Origin of the sequence: Bosea sp. AS-1, from assembly GCF_002220095.1 — a bacterium.
Taxonomy (GTDB): Bacteria; Pseudomonadota; Alphaproteobacteria; order Rhizobiales; family Beijerinckiaceae; genus Allobosea.
The window spans coordinates 295,822-314,503 of record NZ_CP022372.1 but is presented as its reverse complement, the minus strand read 5'-3'; the positions used below and the strand labels follow the sequence as shown (position 1 = coordinate 314,503).

The following is an 18,682-nucleotide window of genomic DNA, read 5'->3' as shown; positions in this document are numbered from 1 at the left end:
GGGTCTTTCTTCGCTGATAGGAGGATCTGAACGGGTTCCGTTGCGAAGCGAGCGCGCGCTTTCCGTCCACAAATCGCTTGCTTCGTTCCGTCTGGAACTTCATGCTGCCCTGGTCCGCCATGGCTTCACGCGCCCTCTTGCAGCGGGCTGCGCGCAAGCGAGTCCGACGTCGGTGATGAACGAGCACGCCTTTCCTCTCCGCCCGGCCCGACGCCCCCGCCCGACCGCCGCAACGCGACAGGCTCCGCCGCCGCCCAAGCCGGTGCTGATCGTATTGCACCAGGAACACTCGACCCCCGGCCGCGTCGGCCGGCTGCTGCAGGCTCGCGGCCATGCACTCGACATCCGCAAGCCGCGCTTCGGCGACCCGCTGCCGGGGACGATGCGCGACCATGCCGGCGCCGTGATCTTCGGCGGCCCGATGGGCGCCAATGATTCCGAGGATTTCATCAAGGCCGAGATCGACTGGATCGGCACTTGCCTGAAGGAAGACGCGCCCTTCCTCGGCATCTGCCTCGGCGCGCAGATGCTCGCTCGTCACATGGGCGCGCGCGTCTACACCCATGGAGAAGGCCGGGCCGAGGTCGGCTACTATCCGCTCTCGATCACCGACGCCGGCAGGAGCCATGCCGATTCTGCAGGCTTCGTCTGGCCCGGCACCGTCTACCAGTGGCATCGCGATGGCTTCGATTGCCCTGATGGAGCCGAATGCCTCGCCACCAGCGGCGATTTCCCGACCCAGGCCATCCGCGCCGCCTCGCGCGTCTATGGCATCCAGTTCCATCCCGAAGTCACGCCCGCGATGATGTATCGCTGGTCGGTGCGCGGCTATGAGCGGACGCTCATGCCCGGCGCCCAGCTCGGCCACACCCATGTCCCCGGCTGGTTCCAGCATGACCCGGCGATCCGGCTTTGGCTCGACGCCTTCCTCGACCACTGGCTGAAGCAGCCGGCAGACACTGCCACGGAGCCCGCGTGACCCGCACAGCCCTCGTTCTCGGCGCCGGCATGGTCGGCGTCTCCTGTGCGCTTGCGCTCCAGAAGCGCGGCATCGCGGTCACGCTGATCGACCGCAAGGAGCCGGGGCGCGAAACCTCCTACGGCAATGCCGGCGTGCTCGCGTCCTCCTCGATCGTGCCGCTCAACAACCCCTCGCTCTATGCGAAGATCGCCGACTACCTTGGCAACCGCCACCCGGCGCTCAACCTGAGCTGGCGCCGCGCCTTCACCCGGCCTGGCTGGCTGCTGCGCTTCCTCTGGGAGGCCCGCCCCTCGCAGGCCGCTGCTCGGATCGCTGCGTTGCAGGCCCTGACGGCAAGCACGGTCGACCGCCATCGCGCCCTGATGACCGAGGCAGGCGTGGCGCATCGCCTGCGCGAGAACGGGACGCTGAAGCTCTGGCGCACCGAGGCCGGCCATGCAGGCGCGCAGGCCGAGCATGACTTCCTGAAGCGCCACGGCATCGCGTCGCAGATCCTCGACCGGCAGGGCATCTCGGCCGTCGAGCCGAGCCTGAACCCGATCTTCCCGGTCGGGCTGCTGATTCCGTCCGTCGGCTCGGTCGATTCCCCCGGCGCCGTCACCGCCGCCTATGCCGCCCTCTTTGCCGAACGTGGCGGGCGCATCGAGCGGGCCGAGGTCACCGCCCTTGCCCGCCAGGGAGCCGGCTGGCGCGCAAGCACGACGAAGGGCGCCTTCGACGCCGATATCGCGGTCGTCGCCCTCGGGCCCTGGAGCGGCGATCTGCTCGAGCCGCTCGGCCTCGATCCCCGGCTCGACGTCGAACGCGGCTACCATCGCCATCTCAAGCCGCAGCCGGGCACCAATCTGGCGCGACCGGTCTACGACGTCGATGGCGCCTATTACATGGCGCCGATGGAACAGGGCTATCGCATCACCAGCGGCGTCGACCTGTCGTTCCGCGACGCGCCCGACAACCACCGCCAGATCGACAGCGCGACGGCCTCGGCCCGCGAAGCCTTCCCGTTAGGCGAGGTCATTGGAGAGACATGGCGTGGCGCGCGGCCGACCCTGCCGGATTCGGTTCCGATGATCGGAGAGGCGCCGCGCCATCCCGGCCTCTGGCTCGCCTTCGGCAACCAACATATCGGCTTCTCGACCGGACCGATCACGGGCGAGATGATCGCCGCTATGGTCTGCAGAGAAAAGCCGCCGATCGATCCGGCACCGTTCCGGCCAGGGCGGTATATGTCCTGACAGACATTGCTGAGCTGCGCGCGAATGCGCTGGCGTGAGTCAGCCGGAGCGGCGGCCGAGAACCGGAGCGGAGCGTACATCCGTACGTGAGCACCGGAAGCGCAGGCCGTCGCGTCGGACGGCCGCGCCAGTAGCGTTCGCGCCGGCTCAGACCTGGCGCGCCACCATCATCTTCTTCACCTCCGCGATCGCCTTGGCCGGGTTCAGGCCCTTCGGGCAGGCATTCGCGCAGTTCATGATGGTGTGGCAGCGATAGAGCCGGAATGGATCCTCGAGATTGTCGAGGCGCTCGCCGGTCGCCTCGTCGCGCGAGTCGATCAGCCAGCGATAGGCCTGCAGCAGCGCAGCGGGGCCGAGATAGCGGTCGCCATTCCACCAGTAGCTCGGGCAGGAGGTCGAGCAGCAGGCGCAGAGGATGCACTCGTAGAGACCGTCGAGCTTCTCGCGGTCGCCCTTGGCCTGGCGCCATTCCTTCTCGGGGGCCGGCGTCGTCGTCTGCAGCCAGGGCTCGATCGAGGCGTGCTGGGCATAGAAACGCGTCAGGTCCGGCACCAGGTCCTTGACCACCGGCATGTGCGGCAGCGGGTAGATCGTGACCTTGCCCTTGGCGCCGCACTCGTCGATGCCGGTGGTGCAGGCGAGCCCGTTCTTGCCGTCCATGTTCATGGCGCAGGAGCCGCAGATGCCTTCGCGGCAGGAGCGGCGGAAGGTTAGCGTCGGGTCGACCTTGTTCTTGATCCAGATCAGCGCATCGAGAACCATCGGCCCGCAATCGTCGCGATCGACATAATAGGTGTCGGTGCGCGGATTCTCGGTGTCGTCCGGGCTCCAGCGGTAGATCTTGAACTCGGTGACGTTTTTGCCGGCCGGCTTCGGCCAGGCCTTGCCTTCGGTCAGGCGAGAGTTCTTCGGAAGATTGAATTCAGCCATCAGATCGTCCTCAGTACACCCGCGCTTTGGGCTTGATGTACTCGATGTCGTTGGACATCGTGTAGGTATGCACCGGCCGCTCATCGAGCGTGACCGTGCGCTTCTCGTCGTCGATCCAGGACAGGGTGTGCTTCATCCAGTCCTTGTCGTCGCGGTTCGGATAATCCTCGCGGGCATGGGCGCCGCGGCTTTCCGGACGGTTCAGCGCCGAGTCCATGGTGACGACCGCCTGGGTGATCAGGTTGTCGAACTCCAGCGTCTCGACGAGGTCGGAGTTCCAGATCAGCGAGCGGTCCTTGGTGCCGATATCGGTGATGCCGCCCCAGACCTCATGGATCAGCTTGGAACCTTCTTCCAGCGTCTCGCCGGTGCGGTAGACGGCGCAGTTGTTCTGCATCGTCCGCTGCATGCGGTCGCGCAGCACGGCGGTCGGCGTGGCACCCGAAGCGTTGCGGTACTTGTCGAGGCGGGTGAGCGCGAGATCGGCCGAGTCCTTCGGCAGTTCAGGCTGCTTCTCGCCGGCGCCCACCGTCTCGGCGCAGCGCAGACCGGCCGCGCGGCCGAAGACGACGAGGTCGATCAGCGAGTTCGAGCCGAGGCGGTTGGCACCGTGCACCGAGACGCAAGCCGCCTCGCCGATCGCCATCAGGCCCGGCACCACCGTGTCCGGGTCGCCGCCGACCTTGGTCAACACCTCGCCGTGGAAGTTCGTCGGGATGCCGCCCATGTTGTAGTGCACCGTCGGCAGCACCGGGATCGGCTCGCGCGTCACGTCGACACCGGCGAAGATTTTCGCGCTCTCCGAGATGCCCGGCAGGCGCTCATGCAGGATCTTCGGATCGAGATGGTCGAGGTGCAGGTAGATGTGGTCCTTGTTCTTGCCGACGCCACGACCCGCCCGAATCTCCATCGTCATCGAGCGCGAGACGACGTCGCGCGAGGCGAGATCCTTGGCGGAGGGGGCGTAGCGCTCCATGAAGCGCTCGCCCTCGGAATTGGTCAGGTAGCCACCCTCGCCGCGGGCGCCTTCCGTGATCAGGCAGCCGGCGCCGTAGATGCCGGTCGGGTGGAACTGCACGAACTCCATGTCCTGCAGCGGCAGGCCGGCGCGCAGCACCATGCCGCCACCGTCACCGGTGCAGGTATGGGCCGAAGTCGCCGAGAAATAGGCGCGGCCATAACCGCCCGTCGCCAAGATCGTCTGCTGGGCGCGGAAGCGGTGCAGCGTGCCGTCATCGAGCTTGAGCGCGATCACGCCGCGGCAATGGCCTTCCTCGTCCATGATCAAGTCGATGGCGAAGAACTCGATGAAGAATTCGGTGTTGTAGCGCAGCGCCTGGCCATAGAGCGTGTGCAACATGGCGTGGCCGGTACGGTCGGCGGCGGCGCAGGTGCGCTGGGCCGGCGGGCCCTCGCCGAACTCGGTGGTCATGCCGCCGAAGGGACGCTGATAGATCTTGCCGTCCTCGGTGCGCGAGAAGGGCACGCCCCAATGCTCGAGCTCGTAGACGGCAGCCGGCGCGTTGCGCACCAGATATTCGATGGCGTCCTGGTCGCCGAGCCAGTCCGACCCCTTCACGGTGTCGTACATGTGCCACTGCCAGGTGTCCTTGCCCATGTTGCCGAGCGAGGCGGCGACGCCGCCCTGGGCCGCGACGGTATGCGAGCGGGTCGGGAACACCTTGGTGATGCAGGCGGTGCGCAGGCCGGCCTGCGAGCAGCCGACCGTGGCGCGAAGCCCGGCACCGCCGGCGCCGACGACGACCACGTCGAAGGTGTGGTCGGTAATCGCGTAGGCCTGGCCGGTATAGGCCGGAACCTGGCGTGCTCTGGTGATCGCCATGGGATCAGCCTCCAAAAGACAGCTTCAGCACCGCGTAGACGCTGGCCGCGCCGACAGCGATGGCGAAGAAGGTGTTGGCCATGACGGCGAGGATCTTGGGACCCTCCTCATGGACATAGTCCTCGATGATGACCTGCATGCCGAGCCGCATATGGATGCAGGCCGAGAGGATGAAGAGCAGCATCAGGATGGCGACGCAGGGATGCGAGAGCAGCGCAACCGCGGCCGGATACGGCTTGCCGACCAGCGCGATCACGATGAAGACGAAGATCACCGTCAGGATCAGATTCGAGACGGCGGTGACGCGCTGCAGCCAGAAATGGCCGGTGCCGGACTTGGCCGATCCCAGGCCACGGACGCGGCCGAGCGGAGTGCGCATCGAGGAGTTGGATTGCATCGGAGGTCTCCTCAGCGCGTCGCCAGCACGACGATCCAGATCAGGACCGTCAGCGCCACCGAGATGACGAGGGTGAACTTGGCCATGGCCATGCGCGTCTGCGGCTCGTAGCCCTTGCCGGTGTCCCAGACGAAGTGGCGCAGGCCCCCGACCATGTGGTGCATCAGCGAGAAGCTGTAGAGGAAGAGCACGAGCCGACCGAGGAAGGAGCCGGCGATCCACTGCGCCGTGTCGAAGGCGGCAGGGCCCGAAGCAGCGGCGACCAGCCAGGCGGCGATCAGCACCGTGCCGAGATAGAGCCCCGTCCCGGTGACGCGATGGGCGACGGACATCGCCATCGTCCAGGACCAGCGGTAGATCTGCAGGTGCGGTGAAAGCGGGCGAGCCGCGGGCTTGACCTCGGCCAATATCATTCTCCGATCAAGCGGCCCGTCGGACAGCGGCGGACCCATTTGGGATCATTCTAGAGTGACTGGTTCTCTAACGAAACCGTTCCGGCGCTGCAATGCGGCATGCGCAGAACGAAGTTACAGATTCTGAAATTCGTCATTTCGTTGCGAAAAGCTTACCGCGGCAACAGCGCCCAATAATCGAAATCGAGGACCACGCCCGGCGCGTATTGCTCCCCTTCCTTGAGCGGATGGGCATCACAAGGCAAGTTCTTGGTGGCGACGAGGCGCAGCCTGAGCGCCCCGACATCGCTGCGCTCCGGAATCTCGGCGCATGCCAGCACCTCGCTCCAGGCATAGACGGTATCGCCGGCGAAGAGCGGCGCGACATGGCGCCCGCCATTGATCGCGGCGATGTGGAAGGCGTTGCCCAGGCCGTTGAAGGAGAGGGCCCGCGCCAGGCTGATGACATGGCCGCCATAGATCAGCCGCTTGCCGAAGCGGCTCCCCTGCGCGGCATGGGCGTCGAAATGCACCCGAGCGGTATTCTGGTAGAGCCGGGTCGCGAGTTGGTGCTCGGCCTCCTCGACGGTCATGCCATCGACATGGTCGATGCGTTCGCCGACCGCGTAGTCGCCCCAGCGGAAGCGCGAGCCGGCCAGCGCATCGTCATAGGCGGCGAGATCGAGTGGCGGGCAGCCTTCGCCCAGTTCCTCGACCAGCACCGCCTTCGCCAGCTCCGGCACCTGCTCGGCATGAGCCGGCGTGCCGGGCCGGCGTTTGCGCACCAGGACCCAGCGCGCATAGCTCAGCACGATCTCGGATTTCTGGTTGCGCCCGATGGAGCGGACATAGACGATGCCGGCGTCGCCGGCCGAGGTCTGCTTCAGGCCGATGACCTCGGACGTCGTCGTCATCGTATCGCCGACGAAGACGGGCTTGAGGAAACGCCCGTCGGCATAGCCGAGATTCGCCACAGCATTGAGCGAAACATCCGGCACCGTCTTGCCGAAGACGATGTGGAAGACCAGTAGATCGTCGACCGGCGCCGCCGGATAACCGATCGCCTGCGCGAAAGCCTCGGAGGATTGCACCGCGAAACGCGGGCCGTAGAGTGCCGTATAGAGCGCGACGTCGCCGGCCGTTACCGTGCGTGGCGTCGCGTGGACGATGACGTCACCGAGGTGGAAATCCTCGAAGAAGCGGCCGGAACTGGTCTTGGCGGTCGTGCCGGGCATGGATCGCCTCCTGATGGCAGGCGATATTGCGTCGCAACCAAGAGCGGCGTCCAGCCCCGACGAAAGCAGCAGCGCCCGGAAAGGGCCACAGCCCGTCAGCCCGCGATCGTCGCCAGCTTCGCCAGGTCGACATTGGCCCCGCAGACCAGCACGCCGAGCCGCTCTCCTTTCGCGGGCTTGTAGGCGCCGCTGATCAGCGCCCCAAAGGCCGCCGCCCCACCGGGTTCGACCGCGAGACGGAAATCGCGCCACAACGCGGCCTGCGCCTGCGTGATCGCAGCATCCGGCACCAGCGCGACATGGTCGACCGCACCCTTGCAGACATCGTAGACGAGCTGGCCGACATTGCGCGCGCCCAGCGAGTCGGCGGCAACCGAAGCGACCTTGACCTCGATTGGCCCCTTCGCATCCAGCGCCGCCTGCAGGGCGCGCGACCCTTCGGGCTCGACGCCGACGACCTTGACCTTGCTACCGGCGAACCAGCTCGCGATGCCTGAGATCAGGCCGCCGCCGCCGACCGCGACGAGAACGGTGTCGAGATCGGGCTCCTGCAGATCCCACTCGCGGCCGAGCGTGCCCTGGCCGGTGATCGTCTCCTTCGCGGCGAAGGGGTGGATCTTGAGCGCGCCGGTCTCGACGACGAAACGGTCACAGGCCGCCTGCGCGTCGTCATATTGCGCGCCCCCGACCACGACCTCGGCGCCGAAGCGACGGATCGCCTCGATCTTGGCCGTGGGCGAAATCTCGGGAACGAAGATCGTCGCCTTCACGCCGCGCTTCATCGCCGCATAGGCCACGGCCGCGCCGTGATTGCCGCCCGACGCGGCCGAGACGCCCGCCGCAGGCACCGTGAGCGAGAGCAGGTTGTTGAAGGCGCCGCGCGTCTTGAACGAGCCGGCATGCTGCAGGCATTCGAGCTTGAGCGAGATGTCTCCTTCGGAACCCAGCGCGCCAGGCCCCAGCCGCATCACCGGTGTCACCCGAGCATGGCCGGCAATGCGGGCCGCAGCCTCCTCGATCATCGGGCGGGTGACGGGGCGCTCGCTCATGGCTCGATCCTGCGTGAAACTGTCTGGGACACAAAGGTCCAGATCGCGATGGGAAGACCGTGGCTATCGCGTCCCGGCGGATCGGGAAAGGGCTTTCCGCGCCCGGCGGCAATGTGCCGAGCGACGACCAGCGCCGCCAGCGCATCGAGCAGATCGTCCGCGGCCGCACCGCGCGGCGGGCGCGCCGAGACCGCTTCCAGCGGAAGGCCGGCCTCCTGAAGCAAGGCCCGACGTTCGGCCATGCCGGGCGGGTTGACCACGCCCTTGATCTTCTTGGGATAGGTGAGCGGTTCGCCCTTCATCGTCCTGAAGGCCAGCTCGGGATGGATCTCGAAGACGCGCTTGCACATCGCGAGCTCGGCCCGCAGCACCGTATCGATCTCGCGGATCTTCGGGAAAAGGTTGAAGCCTTGCTTGGACACCTTCCGGGGTGGCTCGGAATGAGCGAGCGCGAGCGCGCAGGCCTGCTCGTAATCGTCCGCTTCCACGGCACAGCGGGCGGGAATCGCGAAAACCGAGGACTGCCGGTCGCCCAGCAAAGCACGCACGGCCTGTTCCGGCCCACGGCCCGAGCCTGTCACACGATCGGGCAGGCCGATCGGCATGTCGACCGCAACGATATCCGGCACGATCTCGCCGGCGAACAGATCCGAGAAACGCGGCAGCACGCGGATAGCCGCCGCATCGCGCCCCTCAGCCGGCGCGACGGCAGCGATCCAGCCCGCCTTGCAGCCATCGACCCCGGCCAGCCATCGCATGACCACTCCCTCCGCCTTTCGCAGCGCTGGCCTTGCACCTGCGTTCGTCTACTGTGCAGTGCAGCACCACGCATTTTTGAGCAAAGCCGACACCGGTTCGTGTCGAGAAAATGCGACGACGCCCCCACCGGCCGTGTCAGGAGAGATGATGACGACGATCCGCCCCCGCCGCAGCGCCCTCTACATGCCCGGCTCCAACAGCCGCGCGCTGGAAAAGGCGCGCGAACTTGCAGCCGATGTCCTGATTCTCGATCTCGAGGATGCCGTCGCCCCCGAGGCCAAGGCAACCGCGCGCGAGCAGGTCTGCGCCGCGGTGCAGGCGGGGGGCTACGGTCGTCGCGAACTCATCATCCGCGTCAATGGCCTGGGCACACCCTGGTTCGCGGAGGATCTCGCCGCCGCGGCAGCCGCAAAGCCGGCCGCCATCCTGATCCCGAAGGTCGCCGCACCCGATACACTGCACGAGATCGGCCATCAGCTCGACGGATTGTGGGCCGACCCGACCATCTCCGTTTGGGCGATGATCGAAACGCCGCTCGCCATCCTCGATGTTGAACGTATTGCGCAGGCCGCGCGCGACCCCGTCACGCGACTGGCCTGTTTCGTCATGGGCACCAACGATCTCGCCAAGGAGACACGCGCCCGCTTCGTGCCTGGCCGCGCGACGATGCTGCCCTGGCTGACCAGCGCTCTGCTGGCCGCCCGTGCCCACAGCCTCGATATCCTCGACGGCGTCTACAACGACATCAAGGACGAGGACGGCTTCCGCGCCGAATGCGAGCAGGGTCGCGATCTCGGCTTCGACGGCAAGACCCTGATCCACCCCTCCCAGGTTGGGCCGGCAAACACGGTGTTCGCGCCCGACGAAGCGGAGCTGGCACGGGCACGCGCGATCATCGCGGCTTTCGATTTGCCCGAGAATATCGGCAAGGGTGCGATCCAGCTCGACGGCCGCATGGTCGAGCTGCTCCATGCCGAGATGGCGCGCCGCACCGTGGCGCTGGCAGACGCGATCGCCGCCTGAAACGGAAAGAGCCGCGCAAAGCGCGGCCCTCGGCGGCATTCGGGATCGAAGCCGTTACGCCTTCGCGGCCTTGGCCCGCTCGATCGCCTCGACGATCAGCTTCTTGGCCATGGCGGCGTCGCCCCAGCCCTTGAGCTTCACCCATTTGCCGGGCTCGAGATCCTTGTAGTGCTCGAAGAAGTGCTGGATCTGATCGAGCGTGATCTTCGGCAGGTCCGTGTAGTTATGGACGTTCTCGTAGCGCTTGGTCAGCTTTGGCACCGGCACCGCGATGATCTTCTCGTCACCGCCGCCCTCGTCCTCCATCAGCATCACGCCGATCGGCCGCACCGCGATGTAGGAGCCGGGCACCAACGGGCGGGTATTGGCGACAAGCACGTCGCAAGGGTCGCCATCTTCCGAAAGCGTGTGCGGGATGAAGCCGTAGTTCCCCGGGTAGCGCATCGGCGTGTAGAGGAAGCGGTCGACGAAGAGCGTGCCGGCCTCCTTGTCCATCTCGTACTTGATCGGCTCGCCGCCGATCGCCACCTCGATCAGGACGTTGACTTCTTCGGGCGGGTTCTTGCCGATGGAAATGGCATCGATGCGCATGAGGGAACCTGTCGCTTGGAAATTTTGCCGGGCCTTATGCAAGTTCGCGGCGAAAAGTCCAACCCCTTCCATCGCCGTAACGTGTCAGATGATTTGCGCATGGGCGCCCACGCTGCTATCCGGCGCGCCATGAACAGCCCCGAGACCAGGCCTTGCTGAACCGCCTGCGCCCCGACGAAGAGCGCTATGCCCGCCGTATGGCCCGCATCGCCCGCTGGGACCGGCCGATCGAGAGCCGGAGTGCGCGCCTGCGTGCCTGGGCCAACATGCTGCTCGTCGATCACGGCATCTTTCGCCTGGCCTACCTCAACGCGCATCGCGTTACGCCGCGGCTCTGGCGCTCGGCCCAGCCGGCTCCCGGCCAGATCGCAGCCTTCGCACGCAAGGGGATCAAGACCATCGTCAATCTGCGCGGTGGGCGCGAGCATGGCTCCTGGCCTCTCCAGAAGGAGGCTTGTGAACGGCACGGCATCGCACTGGTCGATTTCGTGCTGCGCTCGCGTGGCGCGCCTGACCGCGAGACGATCCTTGGTGCCAAAGCTTTCTTCGCGGATCTCGAGGAGCCGGCGCTCGTGCATTGCAAGTCCGGCGCTGATCGGGCGGGCTTTTTCTCCGCGCTCTACCTGCTGATCCACGAGAAGCGGCCACTCGCCGAGGCGATGGGCCAGCTCTCGCTGCGCTACGGCCATTTCCGCTTTGCCAAGACCGGCATCCTCGATGCCTTCTTCGAAGCCTATCGCCGCGAGGGAGAAGCCAAGGGCATCGCCTTTCTCGACTGGGTGGCGAAGGTCTACGATCCCGAGCGGCTCGAACGGGAGTTCAAGCCGGGATTGCTGTCATCGCTGATCGCCGACAGGTTGATCCGGCGGGAATAGCTTTATGATTTGGCGCTGACGGCGCCGAACCCTCGGGCCGCGACATCGTCGGCATCGCCGAGGTGCAGCCAGATGAAGACGGCATGCAGTAGTGTCCTCACCACCGAAACCACGCCTATCGCGAAGAGAAGCGCCGGCGTCAGCGCGCCGTACCACAGCATCACTCCTATCATGGCGACAAGCGCCAGCGCATTGGTCAGGACCTGCCACAGCGGCTGGCGCGACAAGGTCGCGATCTCTTGCAGTGGCCCGACCAGCGCGATGCCGCAATAGAACAGGCTCATGAGGGCGATGACGTCGCCGACACCATCCCATTGCGAGCCGTCGAGAAAGCCATCGACCAGATGGCCGAACACGGCCGCCGCCGCGAACAACCCGACCGAAGCCGCGATCAGCCCCAGCGTCATCAACCTGACCCAGAAGCGCCGGCGGGCGCCCGAATAGGTGCGCAGCCGATTCAGCGCGAGCGGGATCGAAACTGTCCCGAACATCTGTGCCGGCATGTCGAGCAACCGCATTGCCAGGGCGACATGCGCTGCGAGCAACGCATTGCTGGCATAAGGCAGCGCCAGGATCGGGGCGATGCTGAAGCCATAGGCCAGCAACGCCGCGGGCAGCAGGGCACGCGGCGCATCCCGCCAATGATGGGCCGCCGCAACCAGGCTGCCGCGGCTCCAGAGATCGGGATCGACCAGAGGCAGCAACGCCCTATAGCGCCGACGCAGCAGATAGAACGCCGCCAGAACGTGGCCGCAGGCATCGGCCATGAACAGCGCCAGCGCCTTCGGACCGAAGATGCCGATCAACGCGAGCATGATGACTGGCTGCACTACCGCCTGCACGACATTGCTGTTGCCGATGGCGCGGAAATCGCCCTCCGCAGTGGCTTCCGCCCAGAGCAGGCGCAGGATCGACCGTGCCGTCAGCGAGATCAGGAAGAAAAAGGCGACCGCCGGTGCGACCCACCCCGACAGCGCAAGCCCGATCAGGGCCAGCGCGGTGAGCGACAGAAATACGGCTCCGACCGCCGTGGTGAGACGAAACGCCAGGCCGAGCCGGGCGGTATCGCTGCTCTGGAAGAACACCGCCTCGAGCCGCAACAGCGACGCGGTCGAGACGAAGTTGGCGGCGGCGGAGAATACGGCGAACGCCGCGAAGACGCTGGGCGGGCAGAGCGCCGCCGCGACGATCAACCCCCACACCGAAATCAGGCGAGCTTGGACGAAGCGCAGCCCAAGCAGAACTGCGGAGCCGAAGCTGGAGCGCAGAATCGGCGCACGCTCCGTCACGAAGCGCCGCCCGGCGGCAAGCACGAGGGATGGCCGGCTTGGCGGAAAAGTTGCCCTCTCCATGACGACATGCGTTGCCATATCGACATCCACGGCTGGAACATCGGGCAAGCCGGGCTCGTTCCCACCGGTCTGCCCCTCCTGATGGGCCTGATCGGTCGGCATCATGAGCGCATGGCCCTCGGGCGGCAACGCTGCGCCGTTATGGTTAATGATTGATTAACAGCTTTCATCACTGGCCGGCGGTGCAGACCTTGTAGCCCGCAACCCATGACGCAAGATGCGCGCCGTGGCTTTGCGGCTCAGACGAAACGCGTCTTCAGGCCCTCGAACCGCTTTAGCTGATCCGGCCGCAGAGCGCGACTCGCATCTCGCCGCACGAAGATCTTGAACATCACTTCGCCAGCCGCATTGAAGAACTGCACGGAGCAGGCCCGCCGCCCCTGTGCGGTCACGCGGTCGACGAGATAGATCGCACGGCAGTTCTCGGCCTTGATATGTCCTCCGATCGGACTGTCACCATGGATATTGTAGTAGCCATGGCCGAAGCTGCCGACCGGCAGTGCGCCCTCGCATTCCAGCACGATGTCGGGCGTGTGCATCAGGAACAGCACCGTGCCCCAAGTGGCGAGATCCTGCCACAATGCTTCGAAGCGCTCCGGCGCCAAGAAAAGCCGCTGCTCCGCCGGCAGCAATTCCAGCGCTGTACGGGTCGAGACACCCGCCTCGCGCGCAATCGCCTCGATCAGCTCATCGGGCTTCGCGGCGAGCAGCGCACGGGCGTGCTCGATCGGATCGCGGGCGACCTCGGCCATCGTCACCGCCCGCCCCTCACTCGGCTGCCTGACGGGGCAGATGCGGATTGGTCTCGCTCAGGATCGTCTCGAAGCCCTCGAATTCGGGGTGGCCGAGATAGAGCGGCTTCGGCCGCGGCTGGCCGGCGCTGCGATGCGATTCGCGGAACTGTTCCGACTTCGTCCAGCTCACGAAATCCTCCTTCGAGGCCCAGCTCGTATGAGAGGAATAGAGCGTGTGATCGTCCTTCTCCGGACCCTTCAACAGGTGGAAGGAGAGGAAACCCGGCATCTCGTCGAGCCGGCTCTTGCGCGAGGACCAGACCGTCTCGAAAGCGGCCTCCTCGCCTTTGACGACCTTGAAGCGATTCATGGCGATGAACATCGGATGATCCTGCGCTGAAGGGCCATAATGGCCGAATGGGACGGCGCCGCCGGGCGGCAGGCTACGCCGATCATGCCTCCCCGCCTGCCGAAGCAGGCGAGCCGGCCCGATCATTCCGCGCGATGTCGCGACCCGTCCATGCAACGCGATGCCGCAGACGAAACCGACATCGCCTCGCGCGTTGCCCTTGACCGCTTCTAGTAAAGGCGAATATCTGCGTCAATAATGGCTAGGTAAATGCTTGTTTTGAAAAATTAAAAACTAGCATTTACTTTACTGGAACGATTTTAAACTGCCCGCGCAGCAAGCTTTTGCGCACGCGCGCGGCAATGCAATGGCCTGGTCCCCAGGAGGAGGCGCACCCATGCCCGGAAAACCGGCCCCGACGATTGCCGTACGCACCCGCAAGCTTGGCCGCCGCGCGCTTTCGGCCACGATCGGCCTCGCGCTTCTCACTGGTATCGGATCGGGATGGCCCTGGTTCGGGCCGGTTCAGGCGCAGGGTTCCGACAAGATCGTGGTCGCCGGCGGCGTGATCACCGAAGTGCTCTACGCGCTCGGATTGCGGGACCGCATCGTCGGCGTCGATTCGACCAGCCAGTTCCCGCCGGAGGCCCTCAAGGACAAACCGAATATCGGCTATGTCCGTGCGCTCTCGGCCGAGGGCGTCCTCTCGCTGAAGCCGTCCCTGATCATGCTGATCGATGGTGCCGGGCCGCCCGACGCCGTCTCTCTGCTAATTGAATCCGGTGTGAGAATCGCACGCATCGCCGACGGCCTGACACCGGAGGGCGTCGCCACCAAGATCGCCGCGATCGGTGCCGCGGTGGGTGCGGCCAAGCCCGCGGCAGGTCTCGCCGCGCAGACGACCGCCCGCTTCGGCGAGCTCGCTGGCTTGCGCGCGAAGCTCCCGGCGAAGAAGCGCGTGCTTTTCGTGCTCTCTCTGCAGAGCGGACGTGCCCTCGTCGGCGGCCGCAACAGCTCGGCCGACGCGATCATCACGCTGGCCGGCGGCACCAACGTCGCAAGCGACATCGAAGGCTACAAGCCGATGACCGATGAGGCGATCATTGCCGCCGCCCCCGACTTGGTGCTGATGATGCGCAACAGCAGCGCCCACAACACCACACCGGATGAACTTTTCGCGCTACCCTCGTTCTCGCAGACGCCAGCCGCCGCAGGAAAGCGGCTCGTGCACATGGATGGGCTCTACCTGCTCGGCTTCGGCCCGCGAACGCCGTTCGCCGCGCGCGACCTGATGGCCGCGATCTATCCTGAGGTCACGATCCCGCAGCTGAAGACGGCGAGCACGCCGTGACGCTCGCCGCGCCTGCCATGGCGGCCGCGTCATTGTCTGGGTTGATCGCCGGGCGCCGGCGCATCGGCCTTCTCGTGCTGGCAGGCCTGGCGTTGGGCTGCCTGCTGCTGGCCATCGTCGCCATCGGCCAGGGCGCCATCGCCATCGCACCGGGGCGGGTGACCGAAATCCTCTGGGCGAGACTCGCCAACGACACCCCGCTGCTCGAAGGCCGGGACGCGCTCGTCGTACTCAACATCCGCCTGCCCCGCGTGTTGCTCGGCCTTCTGGTCGGCGCTGGCCTCGCCGTCTCGGGCGCGTTGATGCAGGGCCTCTTTCGCAACCCGCTGGCCGATCCGGGGCTCGTCGGCGTCTCGGCCGGAGCCGGGCTCGCCGCGGCGGCCACCATCGTCCTGGGCGATCGTTTCCTGACCGGCACCTTGATGAAGCTGCCTTTCGCCGTACTGCCCTTCGGCGCCTTCTGCGGCGGGCTGATCTCGACACTGGCGCTTTATCTGATCGCTACCCGCGGTGGCCGCACCTCGGTCGCGACGATGCTGCTCGCCGGCGTGGCGCTGGGCGCACTCTCAGGCGCGCTGACAGGCCTGCTCGCCTTCGTCTCGGACGACAAGCAGCTGCGCGACCTGACATTCTGGTCCCTCGGCAGCCTCGGCGGCGCGAGCTGGTCGAAGCTCTCGGCCGTGGCCCCGATCATCCTGCCGCTGCTCCTGACGATGCCTCTGCTGGCGCGGGGCCTGAACGGGCTGATGCTGGGCGAGGCGGAAGCCTATCATCTCGGCATCCCGGTCCAGCGCATCAAGGCACTGGCGATCCTGCTCGTCGCACTCGCGGTCGGAGCCAGTGTCGCTTCAGCCGGGCTGATCGGCTTCGTCGGCATCGTCGTGCCACATCTGATCCGGCTCTCCGTCGGCCCGGATCATCGCCTGCTGCTGCCGCTCTCGGCGCTCGGCGGCGCGATCCTGCTCGTCGCCGCCGATATTGCCGCGCGCCTGATCGTCGCCCCCGCGGAGTTGCCGATCGGTATCGTCACCGCCGCGATCGGTGCGCCCTTCTTCCTCTGGCTGCTGCTGCGTCGGGCAGGAGGCTCCCTTGATGTCTGAGGCCTCCTCGATCGTCTCCGGCCGGAATCTCGGCTTCCGCGCCGGCGGGCGGGCGCTCGTCGCGGACGCCTCGCTCGATCTCAGGCCCGGATCGACCACGATCCTGATCGGCCCCAACGGAGCCGGCAAGTCGACCCTGTTGAAACTCCTCACCGGCGAGCTCGCCTCCGCCAGCGGCAGCGTGCGGATCGGCGACGAAGCGCTCGCCGCCATCCCGGTCTGGCGGCTTGCCTGCCTGCGCGCCGTGATGGCCCAGCACAGCCGCCTCGCCTTCCCCTTCAACGTCTACGAGGTGGCTCGGCTCGGAGTCGACGGCGTAGGCCGAGCACTGACGCGCCAGCGACGCGAGGCCATCGTGGCGGAGTCGCTCACCGCCGCTGGGGTGCTCGATCTCGCCGGGCGACGCTACCAGACACTGTCCGGCGGCGAGCAGCAGCGCGTCCAGTTCGCCCGCGTGCTCTGCCAGCTCGAGGCCGGACGTAGCGTCAGCGAGCGGCAAGCCCTTTTCCTCGACGAACCGATCGCCAGTCTCGACCTCTGCCACCAACTCGCCCTGCTCGACATGGCTCGCAGCATTGCGGCGCGCGGGGTTGCCGTGCTGGTCGTACTGCACGATCTCAATCTCGCCGTGACCTATGCCGACCATCTCGTCGTGATGGATCGCGGCCGTGTCATTGCGCAGGGTAAGCCGGCCGAGACCCTCGACGACGCCTTGCTGCAACAGGTCTTCCGTGTCGGCCTGTCGCTCAGCCGGGCCCCGGCGCCGGGCCTGCCCTTCCTGCTGCCCCAACAGCACCGCAGCCAGCCGGCGTCCTGAAGCATATCTGCCGAAGATTCACCGGCGATTCATGGTGAATCAGCCGAAAGCCCGCCTTCACCATATCGCTCAACCGCCGGTTCACGGCTGCGGCACGATGGCTTGCCTCCTGTTCCGAAGGGAGAATCCGCCATGCCGAGACAGATTGGGGCCTCGAGCTTCGCGCTCGTCGCGCTCGCACTCTCCGCAATCGGATCGGCCAAGACGCCCGCGGCGGCACGCGAGATCGTCGAGATCGCCGATGCCCGCTACAATCCCGGCACCATCGTGATCCGGACTGGCGAACGTAGGCTCTATTACGTCGTCGCACCGGGCGAGGCCATTCGCTACACCATCGCGGTCGGCAAGGCCGGCAAGCAGTGGCGCGGCATCAAATATGTCGAGGAAATGCAGGTCGACCCGGCCTGGGCGCCACCGGCCGAGGTAAAGCGCGACAATCCCCGCCTGCCCGACGTGATTCCCGGCGGATCGCCGCGCAACCCGATGGGCGCGCGCGTCATCGGTCTCGGCCCTGGCGGCGAATACGCTATCCACGGTACCAACATGCCTCGGACGATCGGCACCGCCGCCTCCTATGGCTGCTTCCGGATGCACAACAACGACGTGATCGACCTCTACGCCCGCGTGCAGATGGGCACGCCGGTCGTCGTCCTGCCGTAAAGCGGCAAGAAAACCGATCAGAGCGGAACCGGCGAAAGCAGCTGCCTGCCGGCGAAGAAGGCCTGCAGGTTGCCGAGCATGACCTCCTGCTGCGCGGCCTGCGCCGAATGCGAGGCGGCCGCGATATGTGGGGTCAGCACGACATTGTCGAGCGCCTTGAGCCTGTCGGAGACGTGCGGCTCGTTCTCGTAGACGTCGAGGCCCGCACCGGCGATGACGCCCGTCTCGAGCGCTGTGCACAGGGCATCCTCGTCGACCGCGATGCCGCGCGAGATATTGACGAGATGCCCGCTCGGCCCCAGCGCCTTGAGCACGGCAGCGTCGACGGCGTGACGATTATCGGCGCTGGCACGGGCGGACACGACGAGGATATCGGCCCAGGCGGCGAGGCCGAGCAAAGTGTCGTGATACAGATACGGCATCTCGCTGCGCCGGCTGCGGTTGTGGTAGCCGACCTCCATCTCAAAGGCCTCGGCGCGCCGCGCGATGCGGCTGCCGATGGCGCCCAGCCCGTAGATGCCGAGCCGGCGCCCGGCCAGCCCCGGCACCGAGGGCATGCGCTGCACGGAGTTGCCTTGCCAGCGCCCGGCCCGCACATAGCGATCCGCCTGCGGAATCCGGCGGGCCGTGGCGAGCACGAGCCCCATGGCAAATTCCGCCACGCTGGCGGCATTAGCCTCTCCGGCATTGCCGAGCACGATGCCGCGTGCCTTCGCATGAACCCGATCGACGCCTTCGATGCCGGTGCCGTAGCAGCAGATCAGCCTGAGCTTCGGCAACGCGTCGATGAGCGTGGCATCGGTGCTCAGGCTGCCCATGGTGAGGAGCGCCTCGGCCTCGGACGCACCCGCCGGCAACGCATCGATCGTCGAATGCTCCATCGGGCCGAGCACGACGTAGCTTTCGTGCAATCGCTCCACGAGCGCATCCGGCATTCGCGGCACCATCAGGATGGTCGGCTTCATCGATCGACTCCAAGCGATATTGCATCGCACCATCGCCGCGTCA

At 66.5% G+C, this 18,682-nt stretch carries 20 protein-coding genes; 8 read left to right on the top strand and 12 right to left on the bottom strand.

Going from position 1 to position 18,682, the window contains the following annotated elements; translation table 11 throughout:
- The first annotated feature begins 175 nt into the window (after nucleotides 1-175).
- Both CE453_RS03185 and CE453_RS03180 read left to right on the top strand, forming a co-directional pair.
- Nucleotides 176-979, top strand: coding sequence for a glutamine amidotransferase (locus tag CE453_RS03185; RefSeq protein WP_089173263.1), 804 nt, complete (start codon nucleotides 176-178; stop codon nucleotides 977-979).
- Nucleotides 976-2,217: an NAD(P)/FAD-dependent oxidoreductase gene (locus CE453_RS03180; protein ID WP_248307928.1), complete on the top strand. Its 1,242-nt coding sequence runs from the start codon at nucleotides 976-978 to the stop codon at nucleotides 2,215-2,217. The genes CE453_RS03185 and CE453_RS03180 overlap by 4 nt, the downstream gene beginning before the upstream one ends.
- A 147-nt stretch (nucleotides 2,218-2,364) precedes the next feature.
- Here the strand turns inward: CE453_RS03180 and CE453_RS03175 are convergent, their stop codons facing one another.
- The 7 genes from CE453_RS03175 to CE453_RS03145 form a co-directional block, all read right to left on the bottom strand.
- Nucleotides 2,365-3,147 carry a succinate dehydrogenase iron-sulfur subunit gene (locus CE453_RS03175; RefSeq protein WP_089173262.1) on the bottom strand — a complete coding sequence of 261 codons (783 nt, stop codon included), beginning with the start codon at nucleotides 3,145-3,147 and terminating at the stop codon, nucleotides 2,365-2,367.
- A 10-nt stretch (nucleotides 3,148-3,157) separates the two neighbouring features.
- Nucleotides 3,158-4,990, bottom strand: a complete 1,833-nt coding sequence (gene sdhA, locus CE453_RS03170; protein WP_089173261.1) for a succinate dehydrogenase flavoprotein subunit — start codon at nucleotides 4,988-4,990, stop codon at nucleotides 3,158-3,160.
- Nucleotides 4,991-4,994: 4 nt separating this feature from the next.
- Nucleotides 4,995-5,387 carry a succinate dehydrogenase, hydrophobic membrane anchor protein gene (sdhD, locus tag CE453_RS03165; protein ID WP_248307927.1) on the bottom strand — a complete coding sequence of 131 codons (393 nt, stop codon included), beginning with the start codon at nucleotides 5,385-5,387 and terminating at the stop codon, nucleotides 4,995-4,997.
- Between the two features lie 11 nt (nucleotides 5,388-5,398).
- A complete protein-coding gene (sdhC, locus tag CE453_RS03160; protein ID WP_198302244.1) occupies nucleotides 5,399-5,800 on the bottom strand; it encodes a succinate dehydrogenase, cytochrome b556 subunit in 402 nt (133 codons plus the stop codon).
- A gap of 152 nt (nucleotides 5,801-5,952) precedes the next feature.
- Nucleotides 5,953-7,014 (bottom strand): MaoC family dehydratase, encoded by a 1,062-nt coding sequence (locus CE453_RS03155; RefSeq protein WP_089173259.1) that lies wholly within the window; start codon nucleotides 7,012-7,014, stop codon nucleotides 5,953-5,955.
- 95 nt (nucleotides 7,015-7,109) lie between these two features.
- Nucleotides 7,110-8,063, bottom strand: a complete 954-nt coding sequence (locus CE453_RS03150; protein WP_089173258.1) for a threonine/serine dehydratase — start codon at nucleotides 8,061-8,063, stop codon at nucleotides 7,110-7,112.
- A complete protein-coding gene (locus CE453_RS03145) occupies nucleotides 8,060-8,821 on the bottom strand; it encodes a DUF429 domain-containing protein (RefSeq protein WP_089173257.1) in 762 nt (253 codons plus the stop codon). Before CE453_RS03145 ends, CE453_RS03150 begins: the two co-directional genes overlap by 4 nt.
- Nucleotides 8,822-8,969: 148 nt before the next feature.
- On the opposite strand from CE453_RS03145, the gene CE453_RS03140 reads away from it, so the two are divergent.
- Complete coding sequence (locus CE453_RS03140; protein ID WP_089177674.1) at nucleotides 8,970-9,845, top strand: HpcH/HpaI aldolase/citrate lyase family protein; 876 nt, start codon at nucleotides 8,970-8,972, stop codon at nucleotides 9,843-9,845.
- Nucleotides 9,846-9,899: 54 nt separating this feature from the next.
- Here the strand turns inward: CE453_RS03140 and ppa are convergent, their stop codons facing one another.
- Entirely contained in the window at nucleotides 9,900-10,436 is a 537-nt protein-coding gene (gene ppa, locus CE453_RS03135; RefSeq protein ID WP_089173256.1) for an inorganic diphosphatase, read from the bottom strand.
- Nucleotides 10,437-10,588: 152 nt separating this feature from the next.
- Here ppa and CE453_RS03130 point away from each other — a divergent pair, with 152 nt between their 5' ends.
- Complete coding sequence (locus tag CE453_RS03130; RefSeq protein ID WP_248307926.1) at nucleotides 10,589-11,311, top strand: fused DSP-PTPase phosphatase/NAD kinase-like protein; 723 nt, start codon at nucleotides 10,589-10,591, stop codon at nucleotides 11,309-11,311.
- A 2-nt stretch (nucleotides 11,312-11,313) separates the two neighbouring features.
- Here CE453_RS03130 and CE453_RS03125 read toward each other — a convergent pair whose 3' ends face one another.
- From CE453_RS03125 to hmuQ, 3 genes are all read right to left on the bottom strand, one after another.
- Complete coding sequence (locus CE453_RS03125; RefSeq protein WP_157732881.1) at nucleotides 11,314-12,768, bottom strand: polysaccharide biosynthesis protein; 1,455 nt, start codon at nucleotides 12,766-12,768, stop codon at nucleotides 11,314-11,316.
- A 134-nt stretch (nucleotides 12,769-12,902) separates the two neighbouring features.
- On the bottom strand, nucleotides 12,903-13,415 hold the full coding sequence (gene hutX, locus CE453_RS03120) for a heme utilization cystosolic carrier protein HutX (protein ID WP_089173254.1): 513 nt from the start codon (nucleotides 13,413-13,415) through the stop codon (nucleotides 12,903-12,905).
- A 16-nt stretch (nucleotides 13,416-13,431) separates the two neighbouring features.
- Nucleotides 13,432-13,779 (bottom strand): heme-degrading protein HmuQ, encoded by a 348-nt coding sequence (gene hmuQ, locus CE453_RS03115; protein ID WP_089173253.1) that lies wholly within the window; start codon nucleotides 13,777-13,779, stop codon nucleotides 13,432-13,434.
- A 364-nt stretch (nucleotides 13,780-14,143) separates the two neighbouring features.
- On the opposite strand from hmuQ, the gene CE453_RS03110 reads away from it, so the two are divergent.
- From CE453_RS03110 to CE453_RS03095, 4 genes are all read left to right on the top strand, one after another.
- Complete coding sequence (locus tag CE453_RS03110; RefSeq protein ID WP_089173252.1) at nucleotides 14,144-15,097, top strand: heme/hemin ABC transporter substrate-binding protein; 954 nt, start codon at nucleotides 14,144-14,146, stop codon at nucleotides 15,095-15,097.
- Nucleotides 15,098-15,114: 17 nt separating this feature from the next.
- Complete coding sequence (locus tag CE453_RS03105) at nucleotides 15,115-16,197, top strand: FecCD family ABC transporter permease (RefSeq protein ID WP_089177672.1); 1,083 nt, start codon at nucleotides 15,115-15,117, stop codon at nucleotides 16,195-16,197.
- Complete coding sequence (locus CE453_RS03100) at nucleotides 16,190-17,014, top strand: heme ABC transporter ATP-binding protein (RefSeq protein WP_089173251.1); 825 nt, start codon at nucleotides 16,190-16,192, stop codon at nucleotides 17,012-17,014. Before CE453_RS03105 ends, CE453_RS03100 begins: the two co-directional genes overlap by 8 nt.
- Before the next feature lie 132 nt (nucleotides 17,015-17,146).
- Nucleotides 17,147-17,674 (top strand): L,D-transpeptidase, encoded by a 528-nt coding sequence (locus tag CE453_RS03095; RefSeq protein ID WP_089173250.1) that lies wholly within the window; start codon nucleotides 17,147-17,149, stop codon nucleotides 17,672-17,674.
- Between the two features lie 17 nt (nucleotides 17,675-17,691).
- Here the strand turns inward: CE453_RS03095 and CE453_RS03090 are convergent, their stop codons facing one another.
- Nucleotides 17,692-18,639 (bottom strand): 2-hydroxyacid dehydrogenase, encoded by a 948-nt coding sequence (locus tag CE453_RS03090; RefSeq protein ID WP_089173249.1) that lies wholly within the window; start codon nucleotides 18,637-18,639, stop codon nucleotides 17,692-17,694.
- Nucleotides 18,640-18,682: the final 43 nt, after the last annotated feature.